Source organism: Acinetobacter sp. S-1 (genome assembly GCF_059579785.1).
This window is the reverse complement of record NZ_JCAOGE010000002.1, coordinates 1-17,335: the sequence shown is the minus strand read 5'-3', so window position 1 is coordinate 17,335 and position 17,335 is coordinate 1. Positions and strand designations below refer to the sequence as shown.

At 39.7% G+C, this 17,335-nt stretch carries 13 protein-coding genes, 6 pseudogenes and 1 other annotated feature; of the genes and pseudogenes, 7 read left to right on the top strand and 12 right to left on the bottom strand.

What is annotated here, in order from left to right; all coding sequences use genetic code 11:
- Positions 1-408: 408 nt before the first annotated feature.
- Positions 409-1,047: a glutathione S-transferase family protein gene (locus AC52J8_RS18435; RefSeq protein WP_000593330.1), complete on the bottom strand. Its 639-nt coding sequence runs from the start codon at positions 1,045-1,047 to the stop codon at positions 409-411.
- A gap of 16 nt (positions 1,048-1,063) precedes the next feature.
- On the bottom strand, positions 1,064-2,083 hold the full coding sequence (curA, locus tag AC52J8_RS18430; protein ID WP_000859511.1) for an NADPH-dependent curcumin/dihydrocurcumin reductase: 1,020 nt from the start codon (positions 2,081-2,083) through the stop codon (positions 1,064-1,066).
- Between the two features lie 143 nt (positions 2,084-2,226).
- Here curA and AC52J8_RS18425 point away from each other — a divergent pair, with 143 nt between their 5' ends.
- Entirely contained in the window at positions 2,227-2,835 is a 609-nt protein-coding gene (locus AC52J8_RS18425; protein WP_000804053.1) for a TetR/AcrR family transcriptional regulator, read from the top strand.
- A gap of 104 nt (positions 2,836-2,939) precedes the next feature.
- Positions 2,940-3,170, top strand: a complete 231-nt coding sequence (locus tag AC52J8_RS18420; protein ID WP_001087973.1) for a hypothetical protein — start codon at positions 2,940-2,942, stop codon at positions 3,168-3,170.
- A gap of 83 nt (positions 3,171-3,253) precedes the next feature.
- Here AC52J8_RS18420 and AC52J8_RS18415 read toward each other — a convergent pair whose 3' ends face one another.
- From AC52J8_RS18415 to AC52J8_RS18405, 3 genes are all read right to left on the bottom strand, one after another.
- Positions 3,254-4,381: an alkene reductase gene (locus tag AC52J8_RS18415; protein ID WP_000655271.1), complete on the bottom strand. Its 1,128-nt coding sequence runs from the start codon at positions 4,379-4,381 to the stop codon at positions 3,254-3,256.
- A 200-nt stretch (positions 4,382-4,581) separates the two neighbouring features.
- On the bottom strand, positions 4,582-5,259 hold the full coding sequence (locus AC52J8_RS18410; protein ID WP_000699624.1) for a type 1 glutamine amidotransferase domain-containing protein: 678 nt from the start codon (positions 5,257-5,259) through the stop codon (positions 4,582-4,584).
- An 84-nt stretch (positions 5,260-5,343) separates the two neighbouring features.
- The gene (locus tag AC52J8_RS18405; protein ID WP_000931662.1) at positions 5,344-6,501 is read right to left on the bottom strand and encodes an iron-containing alcohol dehydrogenase; all 1,158 of its coding nucleotides are present in this window, start codon (positions 6,499-6,501) and stop codon (positions 5,344-5,346) included.
- A 185-nt stretch (positions 6,502-6,686) separates the two neighbouring features.
- Between AC52J8_RS18405 and AC52J8_RS18400 the strand changes: the two are divergent.
- Positions 6,687-7,012 (top strand): annotated as a pseudogene (locus AC52J8_RS18400) (IS3 family transposase); the annotation flags it as partial.
- Positions 7,013-7,097: 85 nt separating this feature from the next.
- Here AC52J8_RS18400 and AC52J8_RS18395 read toward each other — a convergent pair.
- From AC52J8_RS18395 to AC52J8_RS18370, 6 genes and pseudogenes are all read right to left on the bottom strand, one after another.
- Complete coding sequence (locus AC52J8_RS18395; protein WP_000920559.1) at positions 7,098-7,400, bottom strand: putative quinol monooxygenase; 303 nt, start codon at positions 7,398-7,400, stop codon at positions 7,098-7,100.
- A 323-nt stretch (positions 7,401-7,723) separates the two neighbouring features.
- Positions 7,724-8,563 carry an S-formylglutathione hydrolase gene (gene fghA / locus AC52J8_RS18390; protein WP_000402508.1) on the bottom strand — a complete coding sequence of 280 codons (840 nt, stop codon included), beginning with the start codon at positions 8,561-8,563 and terminating at the stop codon, positions 7,724-7,726.
- A 228-nt stretch (positions 8,564-8,791) separates the two neighbouring features.
- A complete protein-coding gene (locus AC52J8_RS18385) occupies positions 8,792-9,904 on the bottom strand; it encodes an S-(hydroxymethyl)glutathione dehydrogenase/class III alcohol dehydrogenase (protein WP_000842147.1) in 1,113 nt (370 codons plus the stop codon).
- A gap of 21 nt (positions 9,905-9,925) precedes the next feature.
- Complete coding sequence (locus AC52J8_RS18380; RefSeq protein WP_001133624.1) at positions 9,926-10,201, bottom strand: metal/formaldehyde-sensitive transcriptional repressor; 276 nt, start codon at positions 10,199-10,201, stop codon at positions 9,926-9,928.
- Between the two features lie 268 nt (positions 10,202-10,469).
- A pseudogene (locus tag AC52J8_RS18375) lies at positions 10,470-10,620 on the bottom strand (RNA-guided endonuclease InsQ/TnpB family protein); the annotation flags it as partial.
- A gap of 14 nt (positions 10,621-10,634) precedes the next feature.
- A pseudogene (locus tag AC52J8_RS18370) lies at positions 10,635-10,859 on the bottom strand (IS1 family transposase); the annotation flags it as partial.
- Positions 10,860-10,934: 75 nt separating this feature from the next.
- Here AC52J8_RS18370 and AC52J8_RS18365 point away from each other — a divergent pair.
- From AC52J8_RS18365 to AC52J8_RS18350, 4 genes and pseudogenes are all read left to right on the top strand, one after another.
- Positions 10,935-12,156, top strand: a pseudogene (locus tag AC52J8_RS18365) (IS3 family transposase).
- Positions 11,210-11,326: a sequence feature (AL1L pseudoknot), on the top strand. Its footprint overlaps the pseudogene before it by 117 nt.
- A gap of 39 nt (positions 12,157-12,195) precedes the next feature.
- Positions 12,196-12,694, top strand: a pseudogene (locus AC52J8_RS18360) (cation:proton antiporter domain-containing protein); the annotation flags it as partial.
- 52 nt (positions 12,695-12,746) lie between these two features.
- On the top strand, positions 12,747-13,451 hold the full coding sequence (locus tag AC52J8_RS18355; RefSeq protein ID WP_025464939.1) for an IS6 family transposase: 705 nt from the start codon (positions 12,747-12,749) through the stop codon (positions 13,449-13,451).
- 1,649 nt (positions 13,452-15,100) lie between these two features.
- Entirely contained in the window at positions 15,101-16,264 is a 1,164-nt protein-coding gene (locus tag AC52J8_RS18350) for a zinc-dependent alcohol dehydrogenase (RefSeq protein WP_001202406.1), read from the top strand.
- A 133-nt stretch (positions 16,265-16,397) separates the two neighbouring features.
- Here the strand turns inward: AC52J8_RS18350 and AC52J8_RS18345 are convergent.
- Positions 16,398-17,335 (bottom strand): annotated as a pseudogene (locus tag AC52J8_RS18345) (IS5 family transposase).

Sequence of the window (17,335 nt, the reverse complement as noted above, 5' to 3'; positions counted from 1 at the left end):
ACTTGCTAGATTCTTTTAAGCTTTTATACGAGGGTTCAAAAACTATTGCCAGTTAAGCGGGGCGTGATTTTTACGCATATGTGTTTATGTTATTAAAATGATATAGATTACTTGTTTAATACCCCAAGGAATAATTTAATGTTGCTGTGCGTTAGTCACTTTTCTTTCAAAAGTTGATTATATCTTTCAACGTAACCGTCGTGATATTCAAGCTCTTTTGATAGGAATTTGCAGTGAAAGAATAGGCGAAACTTGTCTTAAATAATGGTAATTCCTTATCTTTAAAATAGAGAACGCCCGATGAAATTCATTAGGCGTTTACTTTAAATAAGTGTCAGGTTATTTTATAATCATATGTACTTGTCAATCATGATTCTTTTTCTCAATTGCGTTAAAAAAACAATTTTGCTATTTTTGACTTTTCACACCATTTTGTTCAATTTGTACTGCGACTTGCCAGCTAGGTAGTTGGCTTAAACCTGCTACATAACGTTGGATATGGGGATAATTTTCACCTTGTCCCATATGATAAACTAAAGCATGTAGTCCAAAGCCCATCATAAAGTCAGCACCGGTTAAACGGTCTGCCACTAGAAATTCTTTATCTTTTAAATATTCATTTAAATGGCCAAATACCTTATCGAACTCAACTTGAGTATAATTTTCTAGAAATACCAACTTCGTACCTTGCTTGGTTTCTATCGCATTAAACGTTTTTAACAAAAATGGCAGCATGGCAGAGCTTTCTGAGAAATGAATCCACTGTAGATAATCGACATAAGTAGATTCATCCATATCTGGTGCTAAATGCGGCGCAAGTTTCTGAATTAATAACTCAACGATTGCGCCTGACTCTGCAATAACTTTGCCATCCCATTCCAATACTGGAGATTTCCCTAAAGGATGGATGGTTTTTAAAGATTCAGGGGCCAAATGCGTGCTTGAGTCACGATAATAGCGTTTCAGCTCATAGGGCTGCTTGATTTCTTCAAGTAACCACAAAATGCGAAAAGAACGTGATTGATCTAAATGATGTAGTTTAATCATGATAATTCCTATTTTTTTAAATTTTTACAACCACTTTGCCAAAGTTTTCGCCTTTCAACATACCATTGAAAGCATTGATCGTGTTATCTAAACCTTGCACCATATGCTCTTTATATTTGATTTTTCCGTCTTTCAACCATTCAAACATTTGCTGATAGAATTCCGGATACTGACTGCCATAATCATCAAAAATAATAAAGCCTTGCATGCGAATACGCTTTTTTAAAAGGGTGGAAATAAAGCCCGGTAAACGGTCTAGCCCTTGTACTTGCTCGGTAGCGTTATACTGGGAAACCACACCACACACCGGTACACGTGCCGCAGAGTTAAGCAATGGCCATACCGCATCAAACACTTTACCCCCTACATTCTCATAATAAATATCAATACCGTTCGGAACTGCTTGTTGTAATTGTTCTGCAAAATTTTCATCATGATGATTGATACAAGCGTCGAAGCCGAGTTCTTCTACTGCATAACGGCATTTTTCAGGCCCACCTGCGACGCCAACCACGCGACAACCTTTAAGTTTGCCAATCTGTCCAACCGTAGCACCAACAGGTCCCGTTGCAGCTGCAACGACTAAAGTTTCACCGGCTTTAGGCTGACCAATGTCCAACAACCCCATATAAGCAGTAAATCCTGGCATTCCCAAAATACCCAATGCCCAAGATGGATGTTCAGGTTGCATACCTAAGCTTTGACATGCAGTCCCATTAGAAATTGCGTAGCCCTGCCAGCCATTTCCTGAAAAAACCCACTCGCCTTCTTTGAATTTTGGGTTTTTAGAGGCCACTACTTGACTGACTGTTCCACCGACCATCACTTCGCCAATTTCAACCGGTGCTGCATATGAAGGAGCATCGCTCATGCGACCACGCATATAAGGATCGAGTGACAAGTAAATGGTTTTTAACAATATCTCGCCTTGTTTAAGTTCATTGAGCTCAACTTGTTCAATACGAAAATCGCTGTGTTTTGGCTCACCCACTGGCCGTTTAGCTAAAACGATGCGTTGATTAATAACTGTTTTCACACACATAACTCCATGTTTTATTTAGAATTACTTCCCTTCACAATCAAAAATTATGATTAAAATTTCTTTACATCCATTGTAGAGGAGTTATAATAAAAAACAATACGACTGGTCTATTTTTTGTAATAGAGTAAATAATTAATATGAAGCCTAATCCTATTAAAAAGTCTGAAGCGAAGCGCTTACACATTCTTAACACCAGTTCAGACCTGATTTTGCATAAAGGTTTTACTGGTGTAGGATTACAGGAAATTTTACAGAGCTGTGAGATCCCCAAAGGCTCGTTTTATCATTATTTCCAATCCAAGGAAGCTTTCGGATGTGAATTGGTACAGCATTATGTGGATAATTACCAAGTCCGTTTAAATGATGTATGGCGTAGCGATAAATCTCCTTATCAAAAGCTGATTGAGTATTTTAATTTATGGATAGAAGATCCTGAAACACAGTGTGGTTGGGCGGATAGTTGTTTAATTGTGAAACTTGCCGCAGAAGTTGCCGATCTATCTGAAGATATGCGCTCCATTATGTCCGCTGGCGTGGATGATGTAATCGAGCGTATTGCTGGTTTAATTGATTTGGGAAAACAGGATCAGTCTATCCAAGCAGATACTGAGGCCTCGACTTTGGCACAAGTACTTTACCAAATGTGGTTAGGTGCAGCATTACTGAGTAAGTTGCAAAAAGATAAAACACCATTACATCAAGCTCTGAGAGCAACTAAATTTCTATTAAAAAGTGAAGTTTCGTAAAAATTAGATTAAATATCAATTACATAATTAATGACAGCAGCCCAATGATTACTTATTAATGTGTTGCTATTAGATCAATTTACAATCCATGAGTATAGCGCACAATGAATTCTCCTTCTAAAGCCCTCATGACTCGTATTTTAGTCGGATATTTAGGCTTATATCCCACACTATTACTGGTACTCACTTTATTAAAGCCAATTACTCAGCATCAAAGTTTCCCGATGATGGTGTTGATTGAAGTCATAGTATTAGTGCCAGTAACGCAACTGATTTCTTTCCCACTGGCAGGTTGGCTCATTACACAGCTAAAAAATTTTAAGAATTTGTTTTAAGAAGAATTTATGCTGGCAACAGCAATCCTAAGTCCTTATTTTGCCAACCACAAAGGTTGGCAAAATAACTCACTTAGTCAATACTAATCTGCGTAAGCTGGATAATCAATATAGCCTTTTTCTGTCCCACCATACATAGTGCTTGCATCTACTGGATTCAATGGCCAGCCATTGGCGATGCGATCGGGTAAATCTGGATTCGCAATAAATGGGCGTCCAAATGCAATTAAATCGGCCAGTCCTGCCTCTAAAATTCGAGTCCCTCTTTCTGCCGTATATCGACCTGCATAAATAATCCGACCACTGAAAGTGTCTCTGACATCTCTACGAAAATCATGAGGAAGTTCTGGTGCATTATCCCAATCAGCTTCTGCAATCGATAAATAGGCAATCCCAACTTCTTCAAGTATTTTTATGGCTTCAATATAAGTCACATGTGGATCATCTTCAACCAACCCTATGTAAACACGATCTTCCTCTGTACTTTCAAATAGCGGGGCAAAACGCACTCCTAAACGATCTGCACCAACCACCTCAGCAACTGCCTCTACTACTTCACGTAAAAAACGCAAACGATTGTTTAGTGATCCACCATATTCATCTTCACGGTGGTTACTATGTGCAGAGATAAATTGATTCACCAAATAACCATTTGCACAATGAATTTCAACTCCATCAAAACCAGCAGCCAAGGCATTGCGTGCTGCTTGAGCATAGAGTTGCACTAATTCTTTAACTTCTGCATTGCTTAAAGCACGTGGCATTGAAGGATCAGCCAAGGTCCCAGCATTAGGCCCGGTCTCAATAAACACTTTAACATTACTATCAGCCCTAATAGCCGAGGGTGCGACCGGTGATGCATGATTAGGTTGCAAAGATGTATGTGAAACACGCCCAACATGCCAAAGTTGTGCAAAAATAATGCCTCCTTTAGCATGCACTGCTTCAGTCACTTTACGCCATCCAGCAATCTGTTCAGGGCTGTAAATACCGGGAGTCCAAGCATAGCCTTGACCACGTGGCTCGATTTGCGTACCTTCGGTGACCATAAATCCTGCCCCGGCACGCTGTTGATAATAGGTTGCCATCAGTTCATTTGGAATATTCCCTGGCTGAGTACTGCGCGACCGCGTTAATGGTGGCAATACAATACGGTTTCGCAAAACATAAGGGCCTAAGCTTAAGTTTTGAAAAAGTATGCTGTCTTTCATTTCATTGTATCCAAGTAATCATGACTTAATTGATCTAAATTAAAAAATACCCTTCCTTCCTGTATATAGAAAAATAAAGGAAAGAAAGCTATTAACTCAGACCCTCCACCATTAAGTGAGGGTTATTTTGCTTATTGCACCCGTTGCTCAGAGTCAGAAGTTATTCACTGCTAAGCACCACAACAGACGCTAGCTACTCTTTATTTCAACAATTGAAGTAATGCTGTAGCAGTTGCAGCAGAAGAGGCTGGATTTTGTCCAGTAACCAGCAAGCCATCTACTTGAACATGTACTTGCCAATCATCTACTTTAGAATAATGACCACCATTTTCTTTAAGCATGTCTTCGACTAAAAATGGTACAATTTCAGTCAAGCCTACAGCAGCCTCCTCAGTATTGCTAAAACCAGTGACTAATTTACCGCTGACTAAAGGCGCTCCATTACTCGCTTTCACATGACGAAGAACACCTGGGGCATGACACACTGCTGCAACAGGTTTGCCAGACTGAATCGCCTGTTCAATCAGAGAAATTGAAATCGGATCTTCTGCTAAATCCCACAATGGACCATGCCCGCCTGGATAAAACACCGCATCATAATCAGCTACAGAAATTTCGCTAAGTTTATGCGTCTGTGCCAATGCTTGCATTGCAGTTGGATCAGCTTCAAAACGATGAGTGGCTTCAGTTTGCGCATCGGCTAAATTACTTTTAGGATCTAGTGGTGGCTGCCCACCTTGAGGCGACGCCAGCGTAACTTCAGCACCAGAGTCAATAAAGGTGTAATACGGTGCAGCAAGTTCTTCTAGCCAGAAACCTGTTTTCTTACCAGTATTGCCAAGTTGATCATGTGAGGTTAAAACGACTAAAATTTTCATGTTATTTCTCCGATAATTTTCATGATTGAGGAGCATTGTTGCATGATCACTTGCTGTGTGGCGTGAGCATGCCAGATAGCTTATTTAGATGCTCGTCGCAAGAATTTGGCGACTGATCTCTAATGAAACATTTTTGTGTTCGCCTAGCCGTGTCAGATTGTGTGATTTAAGTTGCGTAATGATGATCTCAATATCTGTCTCCCCCAGTCCATAATCGCTAAGACGAGTCGGCAATCCAAGTTGCTCAAAGAAGGCTCGAGTACGAGCAATAGCCGTATCAATACGTTGTTCTTCATCACCTTCGACAATCTGCCAGACACGAGCTGCATACTGTAGTAATTTTTCTCGCTTCTCTTGACGACGCACTTGTAGATTGGCCGGCAACACAATGGCCAAGGTACGAGCATGATCAATACCATGTAAAGCCGTGAGCTCATGTCCAATCAAATGGGTTGACCAATCTTGTGGTACACCAGCTCCAATCAGCCCATTCAGTGCCATGCTAGCAGACCACATCAAATTCGCACGCGTGTCATAATCTGCTGAATCTTCCAAGATTTTCGGTCCAATCTCAATCAGAGTTTGCAATAGACCTTCGGCAAAACGATCTTGTACTTGTGCATTCACAGGGTAAGTTAAGTACTGTTCAATGACATGAACAAATGCATCCACCACGCCATTAGCCAACTGGCGCGTCGGCAAGCTAAAGCTTTTATTCGGATCTAGTACGGAAAATTGCGGAAAAACATAGGGACTGCTAAATGACAATTTGGCTTGGGTCGATTTTCTGGTTACTACACCACCGCTATTCATTTCTGAACCAGTTGCCGGAAGGGTGAGTACACTCGCAAAAGGCAAAGCTTGAGTAATTTTAGTACCATGGGTTTCTAAAATCTCCCATGTATCCCCTGTATAATTGACTGCTGCTGCAATAAATTTAGTACCATCAATTACCGATCCACCACCGACAGCCATCAAGAAATCAATCTTTTGTTCTCGAATCAGCTCTACAGCTTTCATGAGGGTTTCATAACTCGGATTCGGCTCAATTCCGCCAAATTCATGAATTTCTCTTGCACCTAATGCTTCACGCACTTCAGCTAAAGTACCATTCTTACGTGCACTTTCACCACCAAATAACATTAACACTTTTGCTTCTGTAGGCACATAGTCATTGATTTCAGCTATTGTATCGCCACCAAAAATAATGCGGGTCGGATTATAAAAGTTAAAATTCAGCATATTTTTATCCTAGGATGATCAGCTAATTGATTTGAAAAGCCACCGTTATTCATCAAATAAACTTTAAAAAATTGGACAATACTGTGGCTTTTGCCTACACCATGTGCTAACTATACATAAAAATAGACCAGTCGTCTATTTTTTTAAAAAAATTATTTCAGCTTGCCAACTTGAGTGATGCTTAAACAAATTCAGGCTTGTTCTATACCACTTTTATTATTGATGTATTTTCACGAGCGATTGTTGGATGGAAGATATCAACACGTATGACTATTGACATGGTCATGAACGCATTGGCTGAAACAGTGAATGGCTCATAGAAAATAGCAATGATTAAATATTTTAAAAGCAGATTGGCAAGGTTTAGCAGATGTACAAATGCAGCGCTAAATTAGATAGATTGGTTCAATATAAGGCATGTGGATTCATTCGTTTATTTACCCTGTTTTGGATATTGACCCATGTAAACGATGAGATTAAGCCAATAAATAAAGTAGCCCAACTTGAATAAAAAGCCTCTGACAAACCTCACAGTGTTGAAGTGCTGCCTTTCATTCAAAATTTCAGGCAGCACACTCATACATTTAAGCGTCGGTTTAAGCTGGTAGTTTACTCGCCAAAACATCTACTTTTTCAATAGACGGTGGCTCTGAAAATAGCTCTTCGGCCTGAGCCATCAAAGCAGCTGCAACCTTGCCAGATAAATGCGCTTGGCGACCCGCCTCATCAGGAAATGCATCAAAAATACCAAATGTTGTAGGTCCAAGACGTAGGCCAAACCACGCAACGGTCGCAGGTTCTTCCATTACAATAGGTAAACCGGCTTTAAGGAAAGCTTCCACTTCTTCTTCTTTACCCGGTTTAGCTTCAAGACGCACATATAAAGCTGTTTTAAGCATGACTAAAACTCCACAATTGATTAGAATTCAAACTGATTCTGACATTGCTAATGTATGCATGTCAGAAAGTTTTGTTGTATAAAAGTTAAAAAAATTTCCCATAGCTGAGCCAAAATTTAGATTTTTATTTCGACATAATGCTATGAATTTATTCAAGTTAATATCATTAACATTTGAATCAAAAATCAAGATATGAGATGATTAAATTCAATCTTAGTTATATAAGGATCAATTGACTCTACCTTAGATTTATAAGCTGACCTCTTCATCTGGAGATTATATTGCTCAAGAAGCATTCAAGAACAACATGTATATCCTCATATCTATGAAAGTTTTTTTGCTAGGAATTTGCTGTGAAACTCTATATGTTTCTCTATAAAGCTCGCAATGAAGTAATAGCTATGGTCATACCCTTCTCTTAGGTTAAGTGTAAGAGGATATTCTTGTTCCAAACAAATATCACTAAGCAGCTTAGGTCTTAACTGTTCTTCAAGAAAATCATCAGCTGTTCCCTGATCGACTAAAATAGGTAAATGAACTTCCGCGTTTTTGATTAATTCAATCGCATCATAGCTTTTCCATAAAGTTTCGTTTTCACCTAGGTAGTGTGTGAAAGCCTTTTTCCCCCAAGGTACTTGGCTAGGTGCAACAATTGGTGCAAAAGCAGAAATACTTTTATACAGCTCAGGGTTTTTTAACCCAATGACTAATGCACCATGACCACCCATGCTATGCCCCATAATGCTTTGGACTTGGTTGGTCGGAAAATTCAGGTCAATCAGATTTCTGAGCTCTTCCACAATATAATCATACATTTTGAAATGCTGTGACCAGGGTGCTTGTGTTGCATTCACATAGAATCCTGCACCTTGGCCTAAATCATAATCTGCATGATCTGGTACATCTTCTCCACGTGGGCTGGTATCTGGTGCAACAATAATGACTTTATGTTCAGCCGCATACTTTTGTGCTCCGGCTTTAGTAATAAAGTTCTGTTCGTTGCAAGTCAGCCCTGATAACCAATATAAAACTGGCAACCGCTCATCTTTGTCATGAGGTGGCAGATATATTGAGAATTTCATTGAACAGTTTAATGCTGTTGACTGATGGCAATACACTTCTTGCGATCCACCAAAAGAAGCATGTTTCTCAATTATTTCCATAATCAATTACCTATGTTGAGCAAGACTTCATGAGAAATCGAGTAAACAAAGAGTCTGTCATTCTCCACAGAGAATAGTGATTAAGATTTAAAATGTAGGCAGGTTTGTTGAACCTATACACGATGCCTACACAGATAGATGGGTTTTACAGATAATGTGCCGTTTTAGAGGATTCCATGCATGTCATTCATGATGCACATGCATGGAAAACTATAAGGTCTGACGGAATTATTCGTAATGAATTACAGTACGAATTGACTTACCTTCATGCATTAGATCAAAGGCTTCATTGATCTGATCCAAGCCCATCGTATGTGTCACAAATGGTTCTAATTGAATTTTACCTTTCATGGCATCTTCAACCATTCCTGGAAGTTGCGTACGACCTTTTACGCCACCAAACGCAGAACCTAGCCATTTACGACCAGTAACCAGTTGGAATGGACGGGTAGAGATTTCTTGACCTGCGCCAGCTACACCAATAATTACAGATTGTCCCCAGCCACGGTGTGCACTTTCAAGGGCTGCACGCATTACATTCACGTTGCCAATACATTCAAATGAATGATCTACACCCCAACCAGTCATTTCGACAATGACTTGCTGGATTGGTTTATCGTAGTCTTTAGGGTTCAAGAAGTCCGTTGCGCCAAACTCTTTTGCCAGCACAAATTTATCTGGATTCATGTCAACCACAATAATACGTCCTGCTTTAGCTTGACGTGCGGCTTGTACGACTGCTAGACCAATACCACCTAAACCAAAGACCGCAACACTATCACCTTCTTGTACTTTAGCCGTGTTGTGTACTGCACCGATACCCGTTGTTACACCACAACCTAGTAAGCAGACATGTTCGTGATTGGCTTCAGGATTGATTTTAGCCAATGATACTTCTGCCACTACCGTGTATTCACTGAACGTTGAGCAGCCCATATAGTGGTAAATCGGTTGACCATTGTAGGAAAAACGAGTGGTGCCATCTGGCATTACGCCTCTACCTTGAGTTTCTCGAACGGAAATACACAAGTTCGATTTTCCAGATTTACAGAATAGGCACTCGCCACATTCAGCGGTGTAAAGTGGAATTACATGATCACCTGGTTTGACGCTAGTCACGCCTTCACCAACCTCAACTACGACACCAGCACCTTCATGCCCGAGAATAGCCGGAAAAACGCCTTCAGGATCATCGCCAGATAAAGTAAATGCGTCTGTATGACACACACCGGTATGGGAAATCTTGATTAATACTTCACCTTTCTTCGGTGGTGCAACATCAACTTCAACAATTTGAAGAGGTTGACCAGGACCAAACGCAACGGCAGCACGTGACTTCATGGAATAATTCCTTATACAGATCTATTTTAAATATGATTTTAGAATCTTGGCGATTTCAGCCAATTCTTCTTTTCGTTGTTGTTCTGTGGTTTCACCTGATACTAAAGTGTCCTTTAAATGAACCTCTAACATCTCATTCATTAGACCATTAATAGCACCACGCACAGAGCATATTTGTTGCAGAATCGCACCACATTCCACATTGTCTTCTAGCGCTTTTTCAATCGCTTGTGTCTGACCTTTGATCTTTCTGACGCGTAGAAGAATCTTTTTTTTGTCTTCGACCTGATTAGGCATCAGACCTCCTTATTTGCTAGCATTGATACTATAGTACCCCATAGTATAAAAAAGAACAATATTTTTTATAAACCTTAAAAATTTAGGTAGTGTTTCAAAAAGTATGCTGAGATTAAATGAAGTCACTATTGGCTCTGCAACTGGATGCTATAATTAACTTTCCGGATCTTTACAATAGCTTATAAAATTAAACTTCTAACATACTCCCCCCACTTTCAACTAACTCTTTACGAAACATGTTTCTCAGGGATTTTAAAAGCAAAAGCTCTTAGGCGACTTCCTCACGGATTTAGGCATGCTTTCTGCTTCACAAAGCGACCTTTACCGCATCTTTCCTCCACAGACAAAGTGGTATGTCCTACCGCTAGAATATTGCGAGAAGCATTAATATCCGTATTCTTGCTAAAGCCACACTCAATACTGAACTAACACATCTAATCCGATACCTTATTTTGCAATTATTTCCCTCAATACCTATAGTGAAAAACTTACCAATACTTTGCTGACAGTCTTTAAATGCAGTGATAAAACTATCCCATTGATTACTTGAAATTCGGGTATAGTGAATACTTAACTGTTTCAACTTTTCCTTTAGTCGTTGGACTATAGCTATATCTCTTTTACCCCAAACATAAGTAACAATTTCTCCTGTTTTTTTCAGCACATATCACTTTTCAACGTAGTGAACGGTACCGGGTTTGTCGGAGAGTCAATATTCTGAGAGACTATCCCGATGACAAAATTAAAATATACCCCTGAAATCAGAGAAAGAGCGGTTCAATTATTGATTGAATCTGAAAAAGATTATCCATCGAATTGGGCTGCGATCACCGCTATTGCTCCCAAGATAGGTTGTAGTCCTGAAACACTACGTGTTTGGTATCAAAAATATTTAGATAAACAAAATCCAGTTAAAGTACAGCAGCTTTCAGACCAAGAACGTATCAAACAACTCGAACGCGAAAATAAAGAACTGCAACGCGCCAATGAGATTCTACGTAAAGCAGCCGCTTTTTTCGCCCACGCGGAGCTCGACCGCCCACACAAATAATGGTGGATTTTATCCATAATAATAAACAGCTGTACGGAGTCGAGGCGATTTGTAGAATTTTACCGATCGCACCTTCAACCTATTACCGGACTTTAGATCTCACAGTAAATCCAGAACATCGAGCGAAACGAGATTTACATGACTTGCATCATGCTGAGGAGATCAAGCGAATTTGGAAAGAAAGTTCAGGTCGATACGGTGTGCGTAAGGTCTGGCAACAACTGAAACGTGAAGGCTATGTGATTGCACGTTGTACAGTTGCTCGATTGATGCAGAAGCTAGGTATACAAGGTGTTTGGCGTGGTAAGAATAAACAAACTACCCGTAGCCGAGATGACCAAAAACGGGCAGATGATTTAGTGAAACGTAATTTTAGTGCTGATCATCCAAACCAACTATGGGTCGGTGACTTTTTACGTATATTCAAACTCATTCAGGCTGGGTCTATACCGCCTTTATTATTGATGTGTTTTCACGAGCAATTGTTGGATGGAAAGTATCTACACGGATGAATACAGATATGGTGCTCGATGCATTGGAGCAAGCATTGCATGATCGAGGCATGCCAAAGAATGTGATTCATCATTCCGACAGAGGTGTGCAATATCTTTCCATTCGCTATACCAATCGTTTAGAAGCAGCAAATTTACGAGCATCAGTCGGTACGACAGGCGATTCATACGATAATGCTTTGGCTGAAACGGTGAATGGCTTATACAAAACATAGGTGATTGAATATCTAAAAGCAGTTTGGCAAGGTTTAGCAGATGTACAACTTGCGACACTAAACTGGGTAGATTGGTTCAATAAAAAGCGTGTACACAGTGCACTGGGTTATGTATCGCCTTTTGAGTTTGAAGCAATGTACTATGATAAGATTAACCCGTTAGGTCAGGTGGCCTAACTTAAATAAAAAAGTCTCCGACAAACCCGGTACGTTTCAATCAGCCTTCTATCCCCTGTCATATTGCTCACGGCTGCAGTGATCGCAGTCCCCCTTAATCAAGCGCCTAGGATTAAACTCGGTATTGGGATATTTAATTGCAGGATTAATTATTGGTCCATTTGGACTGGCATTTTTCTACGATTCTGCGTCTATTCTGCATATCGCTGAGCTTGGTATTGTGATGTATCTGTTTGTGATTGGACTAGAAATGCGTCCATCGTATTTATGGAGTTTAAGAAAAGAAATTTTTGGATTAGGTACATTACAAATTAGTGCCTGTTCATTGGGGCTAACGGCTGTAGGCTTGGTCTATGGCTATTCTTGGCAAGTGAGTTTTGTGTGTGCTGCAGGCTTTGTACTCACCTCGACTGCAATTGTAATGCAACTTTTGGGAGATCGTGGAGACATTGCTCAACCACGCGGACAAAAAATTGTCTCGATTCTGCTGTTTGAAGACTTGTTGATTGTCCCTTTATTGGCAATTGTGGCACTGTTGCAAATAGCTGCTGATGGTAAGCTAAATACTCTTTTAGCTAAAGGATCAGCAGATGAATGCTTTCCATGGTCGTCATTTTCAGGGCGAAATCATTCTTTGGGCCGTCCGTTGGTACTGTAAATATGGCATCAGCTATCGTGAACTTCAGGAAATGCTCGCTGAACGGGGAGTAAATGTCGATTACACCACGATTTATCGTTGGGTTCAGCGTTATGCTCCTGAAATGGAAAAACGTTTACGTTGGTATTGGCGTAATCCTAAAGATCGACATTTATGGCATCTGGATGAAACTTACGTAAAAGTGAATGGCAAATGGGCATATCTATACCGAGCAGTTGACCAACGTGGCCATACTCTTGATTTCTATCTTTCTGCTAGACGAAATACCCATTCAGCTTATTGTTTTCTTGGTAAGATTTTGAATCATGTCAAAAAATGGCAGATTCCACGAGTCATAAACACTGATAAGCCTCATACCTATGGCCGTGCTTTGTCGCGACTAAAACACGAAGGAAAGTGTCCTGAAGATCTGGAGCATCGACAGATTAAATACAAGAATAACGTGATTGAATGTGATCATGGCAAGCTTAAACGGATCATCAAGGCTACGTTGGGATTCAAGTCTATGAAAACGGCTTATGCCACAATTAAAGGTATTGAGGTTATGCGTGCTCTACGCAAAGCACAAGCTTCATTATTTTATAACGGTAATATTCTAGGAGAAGTTTGGCTAGTAAATAAAGTTTTCGGTCTCTAAGCTTTTTTGAAGGGAAAATCATCGACTCAGATCCCTATTTGCAACAGTGCCGAACCGAGCGAGTATCTACGAGCGATCAACTGGCATTAAAATTTTGCCCCTACCTTTTCTCTGATTACAAGCTCTCTTATGGTGTTCTTTTTGGCAATATTCCTGTATGTACCAAGCAAAGATGAACTAGACGAACATAGAGTTGATATGACTATACTTAAAAATATCCGCTACAAATCAAAGAGTGTAATGGAAAAATATTAATCAGAATTATGACTAAAAAGCTGTGTACTTATTTGAACCGAATAACATTAAAGAAAAAACCTATGACTGGTGCCTAATCGACCCTAAAAAATATCAGGTGAGTGGTACTTTACTTATTTTTTATCATTACTAATGAGATCACCGCCTCGCAAAATAACTCGACTTTGAAACAAGGCTTAATCATACTTCAAAGTATCGAGTTAAAATGCTAATATTCATTAAGTTATTTCTAAGTGGAGGCAGAAAAATGAAGATCAAAATAATCTGTCTCATCACAATGATAATTGTATTAGCCTTAGCCGTTAAGATAGAAAATGACAAGGAAAAACAAAGGATTCATGAATCAATTATAAGTGATTAAACCATTTAAGCGCGTTAACTTCATATCTGATCCATTTCTTGACTAATGATAATTGTAAAAAATATGAAATGAAAAAGACCTTAGAGGGCAAACGAGAGCGTTTTAAGGCATTAAAAAACCCACAGAAGTGGGCCAAATCATTATTTCATGCTGAAACAATAGTTTTTACTAACCTCTGAGGGAATGGAACAACTAGTTAGCATATTTATTATAAATGCAATATGAATCAAAATGTTTAAAAGATGTATCTAAAAGGCTTCTTTATCATTTTTTTGTTTAAAAAATATTTGCCGAGCGAAGCAATAGCATAAAAAAAGCCCACTCAAGGAAAGTGAGGTGGGCTTATAAACTAAAGATCTTTGAAAGCCAACAAGAAACCACAGCTAGTTTCTGTTCACTATTTTGTGTACTAATCAAATAATATTCACTGGCAAAATACGCCAAATACTAAAATATTGTTAAATAAATCAAATTTTTAGAGCTGAAATCTACGATATTTATTTACAGAGTATAACGATTAAAGTAATAACTCTTTCTAAAAATAAGGAGGTTTGGAAAAATCTTATAGTTACCTTGATAATATCCACTCTCATTAGCTTCCTTATTTTATGCACTATAAATTTTTTATTTGGACATGGCATATATATTCCGTGGAGTGACCATAGCCATTGGACAGAGATATTAAGTATAGAAATAATACTCATGAGTTTAGTAATAGGGGGAGTTAGTACCTCTATGATTATGTTAGGGACATTTATTTCTAAAAATAATAGATAGCACAGAATTAACAATCTATAAGTTATAGAAATTACTAGATGTTTCTTTAATTCTGTTCTTTTCTATTCATTCGACACATAAGGTCACTAATTACGTAAACCCTATATAAGTTTATTTTTTAAACACTCGGATGTCTTATTTCATACATTAATTTACAGCGATTTCTTGGTGCATAAGGCTCTAATAAAAGTGTTTTTTATTTTTGGCAGCCTTGATACGAGTCTGTTTAATGTTGAACTAGAAAGAGGAAATCCGCATGCGTGCTCTTACCTATCATGGTGCTCGGGATGTACGAGTTGAATCCGTTCCAGATCCAGTGATTCAGGAACCAGATGACGTCATTTTAAGGGTGACAGCGACTGCCATCTGTGGCTCAGATCTGCACCTATACCGGGGTAAAATTCCGGCCACTGAAGATGGCGATATTTTCGGCCATGAATTTATGGGAATTGTAGAAGAAGTCGGCCCTGAAGTCACAGAAGTCAAAAAAGGCGACCGGGTAATTATTCCTTTCGTGATTGCATGTGGTCACTGTTTTTTCTGTGAACATGAACTAATGGCTGCCTGTGAAAATACCAATACCGGCCGTGGTGCAATTCTCAATAAAAAACAGATTCCACCAGGGGCAGCTTTATTTGGCTTTAGCCATCTGTATGGTGGTATACCGGGTGGTCAGGCTGAATATGTACGGATTCCCAAGGGCAATATCGGACCATTTAAAGTGCCAGGTTCCCTGCCTGATGAAAAAGTATTATTCCTGACTGATATTCTGCCAACCGCCTGGCAAGCAGTGAACAATGCCCAAGTTGGTCGAGGTTCCAGTGTGGCGATTTATGGTGCTGGCCCAGTCGGTCTGCTGGCTGCTGCCTGTGCGCGGATGCTCGGTGCCGAGCAGATTTTTATGGTCGATCACCATCCTTATCGTCTGAGTTTCGCACATCAAACCTATGGGGTGATTCCGGTCAATTTTGATGAAGTCGATGCCGCTGAATTTATCATTCAAAATACCACGGGTTATCGTGGAGTCGATGCCGTCATTGATGCGGTCGGTTTTGAAGCCAAAGGCAGCATGCTGGAAACTGTAATGACTAACCTGAAATTAGAAGGTTCGAGTGGTTCAGCGTTAAGACAATGTATTGCAGCGGTCCGCCGCGGCGGTGTGGTGAGTGTACCTGGAGTTTATGCCGGTCCAATTCACGGCTTCCTGTTTGGTGATGCCTTTGACAAAGGTTTAACCTTTAAAATGGGACAAACTCATGTGCATAATTACTTGCCGCAGTTGCTAGAACATATCGAAAATGGAGATCTGTCTCCAGATCTGATTATTACCCATCGCATGAAACTGGAAGATGCTGCGGAAGGTTACCGTATTTTTGATAAAAAAGAAGAAGACTGTCGTAAAGTAATTCTGACGCCATAAATATGATTAAAGGAAAGCGCCATCAGGCGCTTTTTTATTTTTTATCATCATTTTATCAATCCTCTTTTTCTTGTTTTTAAGGGCTTTGTTGCACAAAGATTTGAAATGCAAAGCGCCCCTAATTGAGCCAAATTTAAGGCGTAACTTGGGTAAATGGTCGACCTGATTCCGTAAATCTGTTGAGCACTGCTACACGTGCATGAATCTCATTGACTTGGCTATCAAAACTCCTTGCACTGAGTTTATCTCCTAATAATTTGATGCAATGCATCTTAGTTTCAACCAACTTCGCCAATGATAGCCTGACCATTTTTTCCATAGTATCCTGCCTAAACGTTTAACTGTTCGAAGTAATTCATTTCGTTCTAGCGAGCTACTCTTTGTATCTTTCCATGGTTTCGCATTTTTTCTAGGTGGAATCACCGCATGCGCTTGCCGATCTGCAATTGCAATGACCTGACGGCATTGCTTGGTGTCATAAGCTCCATCGGTATAAACAGAGTCAATCCGCTCATCTTGTGGAATCTGATTAAGTAAATCACCAAGCACCTGTGAATCACTGACATTATTGGTTGTAAGCTGAAATGCTCGTATTTGCAGGGTTTTGGCATCTATACCAATATGTAGTTTACGCCATTGGCGACGATATTCAGGTCCATGTTTCTTGCGCTTCCATTCACCCTCACCTAGAAACTCCATGCCTGTAGAGCCCATGAGTAGATGCAGCCCATCTCTACTTTTTTGGTAGCTGATTACAATATCAATATGCTTTTGTCTTCTACAAAGCGTAGTGTAATCTGGAGCTATCCAATTTAATCCGCAAAGTTTAATCAGACTTTGCACAAAGCCAGTAACCATACGTAAAGACAGACGAAATAAGGATTTAATCATTAAGCAGCATTGGATGGCTGCGTCGGAGTAGGTTTGATTTCGCCCTTGTTTGCCTTTTGATGGCGCATACCATTGCGTAGCAGGATCAAACCAAATGGCAATATTTCCGCGACTCATGAGTGCTCGGTTATATGCGGGCCAATTGGTTGTGCGGTAGATTTTAGGTGCGGGCTTATTCAT

Excerpts from the sequence above, each read along its gene's own strand:
- AC52J8_RS18435 (WP_000593330.1), bottom strand. The coding sequence starts at position 1,047 with ATGATTAAACTACATCATTTAGATCAATCACGTTCTTTTCGCATTTTG.
- AC52J8_RS18425 (WP_000804053.1), top strand. The coding sequence starts at position 2,227 with ATGAAGCCTAATCCTATTAAAAAGTCTGAAGCGAAGCGCTTACACATT.
- AC52J8_RS18420 (WP_001087973.1), top strand. The coding sequence starts at position 2,940 with ATGAATTCTCCTTCTAAAGCCCTCATGACTCGTATTTTAGTCGGATAT.
- AC52J8_RS18415 (WP_000655271.1), bottom strand. The coding sequence starts at position 4,381 with ATGAAAGACAGCATACTTTTTCAAAACTTAAGCTTAGGCCCTTATGTT.
- AC52J8_RS18410 (WP_000699624.1), bottom strand. The coding sequence starts at position 5,259 with ATGAAAATTTTAGTCGTTTTAACCTCACATGATCAACTTGGCAATACT.
- AC52J8_RS18405 (WP_000931662.1), bottom strand. The coding sequence starts at position 6,501 with ATGCTGAATTTTAACTTTTATAATCCGACCCGCATTATTTTTGGTGGC.
- AC52J8_RS18395 (WP_000920559.1), bottom strand. The coding sequence starts at position 7,400 with ATGCTTAAAACAGCTTTATATGTGCGTCTTGAAGCTAAACCGGGTAAA.
- fghA (WP_000402508.1), bottom strand. The coding sequence starts at position 8,563 with ATGGAAATAATTGAGAAACATGCTTCTTTTGGTGGATCGCAAGAAGTG.
- AC52J8_RS18385 (WP_000842147.1), bottom strand. The coding sequence starts at position 9,904 with ATGAAGTCACGTGCTGCCGTTGCGTTTGGTCCTGGTCAACCTCTTCAA.
- AC52J8_RS18380 (WP_001133624.1), bottom strand. The coding sequence starts at position 10,201 with ATGCCTAATCAGGTCGAAGACAAAAAAAAGATTCTTCTACGCGTCAGA.
- AC52J8_RS18355 (WP_025464939.1), top strand. The coding sequence starts at position 12,747 with ATGAATGCTTTCCATGGTCGTCATTTTCAGGGCGAAATCATTCTTTGG.
- AC52J8_RS18350 (WP_001202406.1), top strand. The coding sequence starts at position 15,101 with ATGCGTGCTCTTACCTATCATGGTGCTCGGGATGTACGAGTTGAATCC.